Source organism: Salmonella sp. 32010601201800023SM (assembly GCF_017572235.1).
Classification (GTDB): Bacteria; Pseudomonadota; Gammaproteobacteria; order Enterobacterales; family Enterobacteriaceae; genus Salmonella; species Salmonella enterica.
In genome coordinates, this window is sequence record NZ_JAGEQS010000005.1 from 341,554 (window position 1) to 354,674 (window position 13,121).

General features: G+C 54.8%; 11 protein-coding genes. 3 read left to right on the top strand and 8 right to left on the bottom strand.

Annotated elements, in window-relative coordinates; all coding sequences use genetic code 11:
- Positions 1–29: 29 nt before the first annotated feature.
- Complete coding sequence (gntX, locus tag J4617_RS16840) at positions 30–713, bottom strand: DNA utilization protein GntX (RefSeq protein ID WP_017465343.1); 684 nt, start codon at positions 711–713, stop codon at positions 30–32.
- Between the two features lie 37 nt (positions 714–750).
- Between gntX and bioH the strand changes: the two genes are divergently transcribed.
- Positions 751–1,521, top strand: a complete 771-nt coding sequence (gene bioH / locus J4617_RS16845) for a pimeloyl-ACP methyl ester esterase BioH (protein ID WP_000998145.1) — start codon at positions 751–753, stop codon at positions 1,519–1,521.
- Positions 1,522–1,556: 35 nt separating this feature from the next.
- Here the strand turns inward: bioH and J4617_RS16850 are convergent, their stop codons facing one another.
- The 6 genes from J4617_RS16850 to greB all read right to left on the bottom strand — a co-directional run bounded on the left by J4617_RS16850 (position 1,557) and on the right by greB (position 8,858).
- Positions 1,557–2,471: an Rpn family recombination-promoting nuclease/putative transposase gene (locus tag J4617_RS16850; protein ID WP_017465344.1), complete on the bottom strand. Its 915-nt coding sequence runs from the start codon at positions 2,469–2,471 to the stop codon at positions 1,557–1,559.
- Between the two features lie 234 nt (positions 2,472–2,705).
- Positions 2,706–2,942: a [Fe-S]-dependent transcriptional repressor FeoC gene (gene feoC, locus J4617_RS16855; RefSeq protein WP_000157589.1), complete on the bottom strand. Its 237-nt coding sequence runs from the start codon at positions 2,940–2,942 to the stop codon at positions 2,706–2,708.
- A 12-nt stretch (positions 2,943–2,954) separates the two neighbouring features.
- A complete protein-coding gene (gene feoB, locus J4617_RS16860; RefSeq protein WP_000736983.1) occupies positions 2,955–5,273 on the bottom strand; it encodes a Fe(2+) transporter permease subunit FeoB in 2,319 nt (772 codons plus the stop codon).
- Positions 5,274–5,291: 18 nt separating this feature from the next.
- Positions 5,292–5,519, bottom strand: coding sequence for a ferrous iron transporter A (feoA, locus tag J4617_RS16865; RefSeq protein ID WP_001160955.1), 228 nt, complete (start codon positions 5,517–5,519; stop codon positions 5,292–5,294).
- Between the two features lie 436 nt (positions 5,520–5,955).
- Positions 5,956–8,286, bottom strand: a complete 2,331-nt coding sequence (locus J4617_RS16870) for a Tex family protein (protein WP_000980662.1) — start codon at positions 8,284–8,286, stop codon at positions 5,956–5,958.
- Positions 8,287–8,384: 98 nt separating this feature from the next.
- Positions 8,385–8,858: a transcription elongation factor GreB gene (gene greB / locus J4617_RS16875; protein WP_000856695.1), complete on the bottom strand. Its 474-nt coding sequence runs from the start codon at positions 8,856–8,858 to the stop codon at positions 8,385–8,387.
- Between the two features lie 225 nt (positions 8,859–9,083).
- Here greB and ompR point away from each other — a divergent pair, with 225 nt between their 5' ends.
- Entirely contained in the window at positions 9,084–9,803 is a 720-nt protein-coding gene (gene ompR, locus J4617_RS16880; protein WP_001157751.1) for a two-component system response regulator OmpR, read from the top strand.
- A complete protein-coding gene (envZ, locus tag J4617_RS16885; RefSeq protein ID WP_001253818.1) occupies positions 9,800–11,152 on the top strand; it encodes a two-component system sensor histidine kinase EnvZ in 1,353 nt (450 codons plus the stop codon). The genes ompR and envZ overlap by 4 nt, the downstream gene beginning before the upstream one ends.
- Before the next feature lie 74 nt (positions 11,153–11,226).
- Here the strand turns inward: envZ and pckA are convergent, their stop codons facing one another.
- A complete protein-coding gene (pckA, locus tag J4617_RS16890) occupies positions 11,227–12,846 on the bottom strand; it encodes a phosphoenolpyruvate carboxykinase (ATP) (protein ID WP_017465345.1) in 1,620 nt (539 codons plus the stop codon).
- Between the last annotated feature and the right edge of the window lie 275 nt (positions 12,847–13,121).

Below are 13,121 nucleotides of genomic sequence, written 5' to 3' on the forward strand. Positions count from 1 at the left end.
TTGGTTATAATACGCCCATCATCGAGGCTCTACAAGGTTCGACACAGGCACCATACCTGGACAGTCGCTGCGCCGTTGCGCAAAAGCAGTTGCGCGATTTCCGCGACGGTACTTCCGGTAGTGACGACATCATCCACAATAACCATATGGAGACCCTGTACCGGCAATTCAAGGCGAAACGCGTTTTTCAAATTGCGTTTCCGTAACCTGGCGCTGAGATGACGTTGTGTTGCGGTCGCCCGTACCCGCGTGATGGTCTGGCTGTCCCACGCGCAGCCCAGCCAGTGCGCTAACGGTTGGCATAACAGATCGCTTTGGTTAAATCCCCGCCGCCAGTGTCGGCGCGACCAGAGCGGAACGCTGACGATTCTGTCGGGAAGCTGCAAGCCAGTGCTGCGGCGCGCCATGAGGACTTCCTGCAACAGTAGACGCGCCAGAGCGGCGGCAATTTCGCTGCGGCGGGTAAATTTAAGCTGATGCACCAGTAAACTCAAGGGCGGCGTATAGTCACTGACGCTCACCAGACGCTGCCAGGGCGGCGGTTTTTGCAGGCAGCGACCGCAGGGGAGCGAAAGATGCCTGGCGGGTAATCCACATTGCGGACACACGCTGACGCGCTGGCGGACGGCGCGCGCGCATACGGAACAAATCCCCCAGTGGCTTAACGCCAGCGGCATTCGGCATAGCCAGCATAATCCCGGTACTGTTAGCATAGGTGCATCCTTGTTAGACAAAAGAGAACAGTAACTGATGAATGACATCTGGTGGCAGACCTACGGCGAGGGAAATTGTCATCTTGTGCTGCTGCACGGATGGGGATTGAACGCGGAGGTATGGCATTGCATTCGCGAGGAACTCGGCTCGCATTTTACGCTGCATCTGGTCGACTTGCCGGGCTATGGTCGCAGCTCGGGGTTTGGCGCCATGACGCTTGAAGAGATGACGGCGCAGGTAGCGAAAAACGCGCCGGACCAGGCTATCTGGCTTGGCTGGAGCCTGGGTGGCCTGGTGGCGAGTCAGATGGCGCTCACCCACCCTGAACGCGTCCAGGCGCTGGTGACTGTCGCCTCTTCGCCATGCTTTAGCGCGCGTGAGGGGTGGCCGGGAATAAAACCAGAAATCCTCGGCGGATTCCAGCAGCAGCTTAGCGACGATTTTCAGCGCACGGTGGAGCGTTTTCTGGCGCTGCAAACGTTAGGGACGGAGACGGCGCGTCAGGATGCCCGCACCTTAAAAAGCGTGGTGCTGGCGCAGCCTATGCCGGATGTAGAGGTGCTCAATGGCGGACTGGAAATCTTAAAAACGGTCGATCTACGAGAAGCGCTTAAAAATGTGAACATGCCGTTTTTGCGTTTGTATGGTTATCTGGACGGTCTGGTGCCGCGTAAAATCGCGCCTTTGCTCGATACGTTATGGCCGCACAGTACATCACAGATAATGGCGAAGGCGGCCCATGCGCCGTTTATCTCGCATCCGGCGGCGTTTTGTCAGGCGCTGATGACGCTAAAATCATCGCTGTAACCAGGGCGTTGCCGGGCCCGGACCATTCTGCCAGATTAATGGCTTTCAGACGCCAGATCGGCAGGCGCCAGCCCGGTAACCCTAAGCACGGTATCGCGATCGAAACCATCGTTTAGCATGGAGCGGGCAATGCGCAATGCGGCGAGCCGTTGGCCTTCCTGTTTGCCTTGCTGTAACCCGTTACGATGTCCTTCCTGACGTAATCTGTCTGCGATAGTCATGATCTTCTCCTTATGCTGTGGGATACGCATAGCCACCTGGCGGATAAACGTATTGAAGCGCGCGGCGTCGCCAGTGTGCATCATGTAATTAAACAAACTTTGAAGCTGGGTGTCATTAGCGTATCCCTTAACCAGCAGGGCGACCAGCTGTTCGACAAGCCCCATCAGATCACGCTGGCGGATGTGTTTTTGTATGAGTTCCAGCAGCGCGACCCGTCGGTGTCGCATAATCTCGTCGTCCGGCACGACCGTAATATCGACCAGAGGAAAGGCGGTGGCGTATAGCTTACGCGCCATCACCGGGTCGGCAAATTCATCCAGCCAGCATAATGAGAACGGATACGGGCTGCGGTTTCCGTGATAAAACAGCATTGGCACCACTAACGGCAACGTCTTATGCCCGGCCTCCAGGTGCCGTTGCATTGCAGCCATTGCGTAACGCATCAGCCGAAATGCCATATGCGCGTCCGGCGTACTCTGATGTTCAATAACCACGTAAATGTAACCTTCACCTTCACTTGTTTCCAGCGACCACAGAATATCGGAATAATGGGGGCGTAAATCCTCTTCAATAAAGCTACCGGACTCCAGCCGTAACGTATTCAGATTACAGATTTGACGTAATGTCTTCGGGAGATGGATTTCCAAAAAATCCCGTGCAGTATCGGGGTGGCATAAAAACTGTTTGAATACCGCGTCATGCGGCGTGGATGTTGTTGAGGTCGCCATATCGATCCGTCATCGGTGAAGTTCAATGGCGTGACACTACGCGCAGACCGGGCTGATTGCAGTAGAGGATTAGTGCGCTTGCGAGGCGCGTGGGGAGATAAATGCGCACGGCGGTAACGCTTTCATCTTTGTGGAAGGCATGACGCAAAATTGCCCGGCAGCGTGACGCGTACCGGGCAATATAACGCGGGATAAAGGCCGGATAAGACGCGTTACGTCGCTACCCGGCGAAGGCTAACGCAAGGCCCACCATTCGCGCAGGCAGGCTTTACCTTCCGGACAACTTTTACAGCTGCCTGAAAGGCAGCCGTCCGGTTCTTCCGGGATACGTACCGCTTTACCCATGATCTCCAGTTGATTCAGCATGGCATCGATCATGGGCTGCGGAGCGTGCAGCGTATGGCTGATTTGCGTTGCTTCCATACGCCCCCGCAGCGCCAGTAGATCGCGAACCTGTATCAATGAAGCCATTTTTTACATCCCTTAGTGACAATTGCCCGCAGTGCCCGAACAACAGGAACTGACGTTTTTGCGGGTTGCCAGCAGTTCAATGTCTACACGGCTGCGGGCGCGGCGTAACAGGCTTAACACCACAACGTTAAAGACGATCACTGCCAGAATACAGATCAGGCTGTATGTCGGGTGTTGACTGAAGCTGGTAACCTGGTAGAACAGCGTGGCGAGCGAATAGGCGATATTCAGCCCCCACAGGATGGAGAAGCCCATCCAGCCGCGGCTGGACTCGCGGGCGATAGCGCCCATTACCGAGATACACGGTACGTAAAGCAGGACGAAAATCAGGTAACTGTACGCCGCCGCGGCGCTGCCGAATTTTTGATCCATCACGCCCATCGCGCCGGTCGCCATTTCGCCGTCACCTTTACTCGCTTCGATCGGGTTAGCCAGTACGCTCAGGCTAAAGGTGTCTTTCAGGCTTTGCCAGGTATCGTCAACCGCGCCCAGCAGTTCATCGCCGAGGTGAAAGTCGGCAGGATTAAACGCTTCGTCCTGAATATTTTCGGCGGTGTAGAGCGTGTTCAGCGTACCGACGACAACTTCTTTCGCCATGGCGCCCGTAAACAGACCCACGGTCGCTTGCCAGTTATCCTCATGGACGCCGATCGGTTTAAAGACTGGCGTGATGACCCGGCTTACAGAGGCGAGGGCGGAGTCATTAATGTTATCGACGATTTTGCCGCTCAGCGAGAAACTGTTAAACGCGCTCAGGAAAATACTCACGATGATAATGACTTTACCGGCGCGTAGTACAAAACCTTTCAGGCGTTGCCAGGTCTGGATGATCAGGCTCTTGATATGCGGGACGTGGTAAACCGGCAGCTCCATCACAAACGGAGAAGCTTCGCCGCGCATAATGGTATGCTTCAGCATCAGGCCGGTTAATACCGCCATGACAATACCCAGCACGTACAGCGAGAAGACCGCCAGCGCGCCGTTTTGCCCGAAGAAGGCGGCGGCAAAGACGGCGAAAATCGCCAGGCGCGCGCCACAGGACATAAACGGCGCCATCATGATGGTCATCAGGCGTTCGCGCGGAGCGTCAAGCGTGCGGGCGCCCATCACGGAAGGTACGTTACAGCCGAAGCCGACAATCAGCGGCACGAAGGATTTACCCGGTAGTCCCAGCGCCTGCATCAGGCGATCCATGACGAAGGCCGCGCGCGCCATATAACCGGAGTCTTCAAGGAAGGAGAGGAACAGGTACATCATCCCGATTTGCGGCACCAGCGGCAGGACGGTATTGATCCCGCCGCCAAGACCTTGCGCCAGGAAGATGGTTAACCAATCCGGGAAGTGCAGCGTGTAGCCAATCCATTGAATGCCATGAATAAAGATGGCGACGGAACCGGCATCAAACAGGGGTTGCAACGCGCCGCCGATGTTAATGGCGAGCAGGAACATCAGGTACATCACGAACAAAAAAATCGGTAAGCCGAGGAAGCGGTTCAGGATAATTTTATCGACCGCCCTGGTGAAGCGGCTGGGTTCGGCTGTCAGGGTATTGCTGACCACGTCGCAAATAGCGGCGATACACTGGTAACGGGCGTCGGCGATATGCAGCGCCGGGTCGTCCATTTCGTCCTTCAGACGGGCCAGGGAGGTGTCCAGGTTTTGCGCCGCCTCGCCTGCGTAAGCCCGGCTGTAGATATCGCCCTCCAGCATTTGCAGACCCAGCCAGCGGCGCTGTTGTAAAGGCATCTCCTGGGCCATCGCGTCGGCCAGGAAACCTGCTTCGCGCAGCAGCGGCTGGGCATAATGCACCAGTTCGACGTTGTCGTTAGCGTTGTGACGGTCAATGGCCAGTTTCAGCGCCTCGATACCGCGACCGCGAGTCGATACCAGCGGTACGACAGGGCAACCCAGACGCGTGGACAGAGCGTCGACATCAATACGAACCTGCTGTTTTTCGGCGATATCCAGCATGTTGAGCGCGACAATACAGGGAATACCCAGCTCCAGCAGTTGCAGCGTCAAATAGAGGTTGCGCTCCAGATTGGAGGCGTCCACAACGTTTATCAACAGGTCGGCGTCGCCGCTCAGGATGTAGTGGCAGGCGATCTGTTCGTCGAGAGAGGTTTGTGACGAGATGGTCGTCAGAGAATAGGTGCCGGGTAAATCTACCAGCGTGACCTGGTGGTCAGTTGTCGCGAACTGGCCCTCTTTACGCTCGACGGTGACGCCCGCCCAGTTCCCCACGCGCTGACGCGCGCCGGTGAGTTGGTTAAATAAGGTGGTCTTGCCGGAATTAGGATTACCAATTAAACCAATGGTTAATTTTTTCATTTTTATAGACTCACTGTATTAACAGGAAACCGCTTCCACTTCTATTAACGCCAAATCCTTTTTACGTAAAACCAGACTCACGCGTCGTGTTTCGATATGGATCGGATCGCCTAAGGGCGCGACGCGGACAACATTAAATGAAGAGCCGGGCAACATGCCGAGCGAAAGCAGTTTTTGACGATACGCCGGGCTGATTTCACGCGCAAAGCCGGTGATTTTCCACGCAGTGTCAGGAGTGAATTGCATACGACCTACTTGTTTCTTACTAACTGGATGTATACCTCATGCGGCGCTCAGGGGGGCGGCAGGAGACCCGATGTTTAGCCAACGAAGGAAAGAGTAAATAATCAACAACACAATGATAATGAGAATGGTTTCTATCTTCAACGATTAAAATGTGACGGAATGTACAAATAAGCGATAATTTGCGCCGATGTTGATATGGCTCAACATTTATTTGTCTTTTTGCAAATACCCCTAATGTGCAAATATCCACCGTTTTTAATGTTTAATTAAGGTTTCATCTGTTAATAAAGTGATAATTAATAGTGCAGATAGCAGAAGAAAATTAATTAACAGATTCTAATGGGTAAGATTTAATTGTTAATTAAAAAAGAAAGGGTTGGACGTATTGCAAAATCGCAGGCCGGATAAGAAGTAACCCGGCCTGCGTATTACCCGATTAGCGTTTTTTTCCCATTGCGGCTGCCAGCGCGTCCATCATGGCGCTGTTACCGGCTGGCTGGGCGTCACGACCGCGCGGTTTCGCCGCTTTTGATGCCGGGCGGTTGCCCTGAGCGCGATCGGCGCCGCCGCCGCGGCGAGCGGCGGTTTCGCCGGGCTGTTCGTCCAGACGCATCGTCAGCGCAATACGCTTACGTTGCAGATCCACTTCCAGCACTTTCACCTTCACGATGTCGCCCGCTTTTACCACGGTGTGTGGATCGTCGACGAACTTAGTCGACAGGGAAGAGATGTGGACCAGGCCATCCTGATGAACGCCGATATCGACAAACGCGCCGAAGTTAGTGACGTTAGTGACCGCCCCTTCCAGAATCATCCCCGGCAGCAGGTCGTTCATGGTTTCGACGCCATCGGCGAATTGCGCGGTTTTAAATTCAGGACGCGGGTCGCGGCCCGGTTTTTCCAGCTCTTTGATGATATCGCTCACGGTCGGCACGCCGAATTTATCGTCGGTAAAATCAGCGGCCTTGAGGTGACGCAATTCGTTGCTGTTGCCCATCAGATCTTTTAGCGCTTGCTGCGTCGCCGCCAGAATGCGTTCGACAACCGGATAGGCTTCCGGGTGGACGGTGGAGGCATCCAGCGGGTTATCGCCGTGGTTAATACGCAGGAAGCCCGCGCACTGCTCAAACGCTTTCGGCCCCAGACGGCTCACCTTCAACAGTTGCTGGCGGTTCTGGAACTGACCGTTCTCATCGCGCCAGGCGACGATGTTTTGCGCCATCATGCGCGTTAAGCCCGCGACGCGGGTCAGCAGCGGCACGGAGGCGGTATTCAAATCGACGCCGACGGCGTTTACGCAGTCTTCGACCACCGCATCCAGTTTACGGGCCAACTGGGTCTGGCTGACATCGTGTTGATATTGGCCGACGCCGATCGATTTCGGATCGATTTTCACCAGTTCCGCCAGCGGATCCTGTAGACGACGCGCGATAGAGACCGCGCCGCGCAGGGAGACGTCGAGATCCGGAAACTCCTGCGCCGCCAGCTCAGAAGCGGAATACACGGACGCCCCCGCTTCGCTGACGATCACTTTCTGCGCCGTCACGTTTGGGAACTGTTTTTGTACGTCGAGATAGAAGCGTTCGGTTTCACGCGAGGCCGTACCGTTGCCAATCGCGACCAGTTCGACGTGGTATTTTTCGCACAGCGCGGCGATCACTGTAGCCGCTTTGGCCGCCTGACCGGTATGCGGATAAATGGTATCCGTCGCCACCAGCTTGCCGGTGCCGTCAACGACAGCGACTTTTACGCCGGTACGCAGGCCAGGATCAAGGCCCATCGTGGCGCGCAGGCCTGCGGGGGCTGCCATCAGCAGGTCGTGCAGGTTACGCGCAAACACGTTAATCGCTTCGTCTTCCGCACGTTCGCGCACGGTACCCATCAGTTCGGTTTCGAGGTGCATTAAGACTTTGATACGCCACGTCCAGCTCACTACGCCTTTGCGCCAGCTATCCGCCGGGGCGTTATTTAGCCGCAGGCCGAGATGGTCCATGATGATTTGCTCGCAGTAGCTTTCTTTTGGCGGCTCATCAAACTGTGGGTCGGCATTGAGCGAAAGTTGCAGAATGCCTTCGTTACGACCACGGAACATGGCCAGCGCACGGTGAGACGGGACGTTAGCAATGGGCTCATGATGGTCGAAATAGTCGCGGAATTTTGCCCCTTCTTCCTCTTTGCCGCTCACGACGGTGGCGACCAGATGGGCGTTCTTCCACAGGTAATCACGCACTTTCGCCAGCAATGCGGCGTCTTCGGCAAAGCGCTCCATCAGAATGTAGCGTGCGCCGTCGAGCGCGGCTTTCGTGTCCGCCACGCCTTTGTCGCCATCAATGTACTTTGCCGCTTCCACGTCAGGATCGTGGGACGGCTCGTTCCAGAGCAGATCGGCCAGCGGCTCAAGGCCGGCTTCAATGGCGATTTGTCCACGGGTGCGGCGTTTAGGTTTATAGGGCAGGTAGAGGTCTTCGAGCTCGGTCTTACTTAACGTAGCGTTGATGGCGCCAGCCAGCTCATCGGTCAGTTTGCCTTGTTCGGAAATGGACTTGAGGATGGCCTGACGCCTGTCTTCCAGCTCACGCAGATAGCCCAGACGCGTTTCCAGGTTACGCAACTGCGTGTCATCCAGACCGCCGGTGATTTCTTTACGATAACGTGCGATAAACGGCACGGTGTTCCCTTCGTCAAGCAGGCGAACGGCAGCTTCAACCTGCCCGGCATTTGCCTGGATTTCACCCGCAATAATGCGGCAGAAAGAATCATTCATCATGGGTTAGCTTCGTCTTCAGGATAAAAATCAGGGGATAGTTATACGGATTGGCTGGCAAAAATGCCAGCCATCAGCGGGGGCTTAGGATTCTTCTTGTCTTATTTGACGTATTCGATCGCATTGACGTACCAGTTTGCTTCGCCGACAGGGGTGTTGACCACCGCCAGATCGCCCACTTCTTTTTTCAGTAGCGCCCGCGCCATCGGCGAGTCGATAGAGATGTAATCCTTACGTCCGAAAATTTCATCGTAGCCGACAATGCGGAACTTCAGCGTATCGCCGTCATCATTTTCGATTTCCACCCAGGCGCCGAAGAAGACTTTGCCCTCCTGCTGCGGGGAATAATCCACGATTTTGAGATTTTCCATGCATTTGGTCAGATATCTGACGCGTCTGTCGATCTCACGCAGGCGCTTTTTATTATACTGATAGTCGGCATTCTCGCTGCGGTCGCCCAGACTCGCAGCCCAGGTCACTTTTTTGGTGACCTCCGGGCGCTCTTCACGCCAGAGATAATTGAGCTCTTGTTTGAGTGTTTCGTACCCTTCGCGGGTGATCAGGGGCGTTTTCATCTCGTTGATTTACCTTTGCTGTCGATATTGCGCACACGGGGTATAACGTGATCGTCCCGACAGAATAAATAATGGGGTTGCCGATTAATTGTATATTTAAGCTGCTGTTAAATATGCTTTGTAACAATTTAGCCTGAAATTCATACCAGAATTTGCTGGTGACTCACGTGAGCTTTTTTAAGAATACACACTTACATTTGTTGCGAACCTTTGGGAGTACAGACAATGCAAGAGAATTATAAGATTCTGGTGGTTGATGACGATATGCGTCTGCGGGCGCTACTGGAACGTTATCTGACCGAGCAGGGCTTCCAGGTTCGAAGCGTCGCTAACGCTGAGCAGATGGATCGTCTGCTGACCCGTGAATCTTTCCATCTCATGGTACTGGATTTAATGCTGCCAGGTGAAGATGGTCTGTCGATTTGTCGTCGCCTGCGTAGTCAAAGTAATCCAATGCCGATCATTATGGTCACGGCGAAGGGTGAAGAAGTTGACCGTATCGTCGGGCTGGAAATCGGCGCCGATGACTACATTCCTAAACCGTTTAACCCGCGCGAGCTGTTGGCGCGTATTCGCGCCGTGCTACGTCGTCAGGCAAACGAACTGCCCGGCGCGCCGTCGCAGGAAGAGGCCGTTATCGCGTTCGGTAAGTTTAAACTGAACCTCGGTACGCGCGAGATGTTCCGTGAAGATGAACCGATGCCGCTGACCAGCGGGGAGTTTGCGGTACTGAAAGCGTTAGTCAGCCATCCGCGCGAGCCGCTCTCTCGTGACAAGCTGATGAATCTGGCCCGTGGCCGCGAGTATTCCGCGATGGAACGCTCCATCGACGTCCAGATCTCCCGCCTGCGCCGTATGGTGGAAGAAGATCCGGCGCATCCGCGTTATATTCAGACCGTCTGGGGCCTGGGCTACGTCTTCGTACCGGACGGTTCTAAAGCATGAGGCGAATGCGCTTCTCGCCGCGAAGTTCATTTGCCCGCACGCTGTTGCTCATCGTCACCTTGCTGTTCGTCAGCCTGGTGACGACCTACCTGGTGGTGCTGAACTTCGCGATTTTGCCGAGCCTCCAGCAGTTTAATAAGGTTCTGGCTTACGAAGTCCGTATGCTGATGACCGATAAGCTGCAACTGGAGGACGGCACGCAGTTAGTCGTGCCGCCTGCGTTTCGTCGGGAAATCTATCGCGAGCTGGGGATCTCTCTCTACACCAACGAAGCCGCCGAAGAGGCCGGGCTGCGTTGGGCGCAACACTACGAATTCTTAAGCCACCAGATGGCGCAGCAGTTAGGCGGCCCGACGGAAGTGCGCGTTGAGGTCAACAAAAGCTCGCCCGTCGTGTGGCTCAAAACCTGGCTGTCGCCCAATATCTGGGTGCGCGTGCCGCTGACCGAGATTCATCAGGGCGATTTTTCTCCGCTTTTCCGTTACACGCTGGCGATCATGCTCCTGGCGATAGGCGGCGCGTGGCTGTTTATTCGTATACAGAACCGACCGTTAGTGGATCTTGAACATGCCGCCTTGCAGGTAGGGAAGGGAATTATTCCGCCGCCGCTGCGTGAATATGGCGCCTCTGAGGTGCGCTCTGTGACCCGGGCGTTTAACCATATGGCAGCTGGCGTGAAGCAATTGGCCGATGACCGTACGCTATTGATGGCGGGCGTCAGCCACGACTTGCGCACGCCGCTGACCCGTATTCGTCTGGCGACGGAGATGATGGGCGAGGAAGACGGTTATCTCGCGGAGTCGATCAATAAAGACATCGAAGAGTGTAACGCCATTATCGAACAGTTTATTGACTATCTGCGTACCGGTCAGGAAATGCCAATGGAGATGGCGGATCTCAATTCCGTGCTGGGCGAGGTGATTGCGGCGGAAAGCGGCTATGAGCGTGAGATTAACACTGCGCTTCAGGCAGGCAGCATCCAGGTGAAAATGCACCCGCTCTCGATTAAGCGCGCGGTGGCGAATATGGTGGTCAATGCTGCCCGCTATGGCAACGGCTGGATTAAGGTCAGCAGCGGCACCGAGTCGCATCGCGCCTGGTTCCAGGTAGAAGATGACGGGCCGGGCATTAAGCCGGAGCAGCGTAAACATCTGTTCCAGCCTTTTGTGCGCGGCGACAGCGCCCGTAGCACCAGCGGCACAGGGCTGGGGCTGGCGATTGTGCAGCGCATTATTGATAACCATAACGGGATGCTGGAGATTGGCACCAGCGAGCGTGGCGGATTGTCGATTCGCGCCTGGCTGCCGGTTCCTGTGGCTCGCGTCCAGGGGACGACAAAAGAGGCATAAGAAAGGGAGGTATTACCCTCCCTTTCTTCTCAACGCCGGATGACGCCGTTCAAAGCCGCCATCCGGCCTGTTCCTTACAGCTTCGGACCTGCGCTTACCAGCGCTGCTCCCGCCGGGGTATCGGTATATTTCTCGAAGTTCTCAATGAACAGTTTCGCCAGCGCGGTGGCTTTTTCCTGCCATTGTTCCGGCGACGCGTAGGTGTTACGTGGGTCGAGAATGTGGGTATCCACGCCTGGCAGTTCAGTCGGGATCGCCAGATCGAACAGCGGCAGACGGAAGGTTTCCGCGTTATCAAGAGAACCGTTCAGAATGGCGTCGATAATCGCGCGCGTATCTTTGATGGAGATACGTTTACCGGTGCCATTCCAGCCGGTGTTAACCAGATAAGCCTGCGCGCCTGCTGCCTGCATACGTTTCACCAGCACCTCAGCATACTGCGTCGGGTGCAGCGTCAGGAACGCGGCGCCGAAGCAGGCGGAGAAGGTGGGGGTCGGTTCGGTGACGCCGCGTTCGGTGCCGGCCAGTTTAGCGGTGAAACCTGACAGGAAGTGGTACTGCGTCTGGTTAGCGGTTAAACGGGAAACCGGTGGCAACACGCCGAAGGCGTCCGCCGTCAGGAAGATAACCTTGGTGGCGTGACCTGCTTTGGACACAGGCTTAACGATGTTATCGATATGATAGATCGGGTAAGAGACGCGGGTGTTTTCGGTTTTGGAACCATCGTCGAAATCAACGGTGCCGTCTTCGCGTACGGTGACGTTTTCCAGCAACGCATCACGGCGAATCGCATGATAAATTTCTGGCTCCGCTTCTTTCGACAGTTTGATGGTTTTGGCGTAGCAGCCGCCTTCAAAATTGAACACGCCGTCGTCATCCCAACCGTGCTCATCATCGCCAATCAGACGACGTTTCGGGTCGGTGGAGAGAGTGGTTTTTCCGGTACCGGAAAGGCCGAAGAAGACCGCGACATCGCCTTTTTCACCCACGTTGGCGGAACAGTGCATTGAGGCGATACCTTTGAGCGGCAGCAGGTAGTTCATTACCGAGAACATCCCTTTTTTCATTTCGCCGCCGTACCAGGTGCCGCCAATAAGCTGAATACGTTCAGTCAGGTTGAACGCCACGAAGTTTTCCGAGTTCAGCCCTTGCTCTTTCCACTGCGGGTTGGTGCACTTCGCGCCGTTCATGACAATAAAGTCAGGTTTGAAGCCTACCAGCTCTTCGTCCGTTGGGCGAATGAACATATTTTTAACGAAGTGGGCCTGCCAGGCGACTTCCGTAATAAAGCGCACGGAAAGACGCGTATCGGCATTTGCGCCGCAGAACGCATCAACAATGAATAAGCGTTTACCGGAAAGCTGATGCGTCACCAGACCTTTCAGGTGTTGCCAGGTTTCCTGGGAAAGCGGCTTATTATCGTTTTTACCTTTACCCTTATCGGACCACCACAGCGTATCACGCGTGGTGTCGTCGCGAACAATATACTTATCCTTAGGCGAACGACCGGTAAAAATACCGGTATCAACGGCAACAGCGCCCAGGTTAGTTAACACGCCACGCTCATAGCCTTCCAGACCAGGATTAAGTTCTTCCTGATAAAGGGTGTCGTAGCTGGGATTGTAAACGATATCCTGGACGTCGTTGATACCATAAGCCTTGAGATCTTGCGGGGTTAAATTGTTAACGCGCATATCACTGCTCCTTAGCCAATATATATTACCGAAAATAGTAAGGTTTTTTGAGGTTGGTTAACCGCGACAAGGCTCATAGATTTACGTATCTGGACAAAATCACGATTGACGAAAAACACTGTGACTCCTGTCACGCAGCGGCGGTTATTATGGCAGGAAACCTACTTTTGTTGTGGAAAATGTTCTGAAAACGTTAAAAGGAAGTGTTTTTGACCGACATAATGTGACTGTAATCGCATTCATGTAAGAAAGTTACGTAACACCAACATTAACAA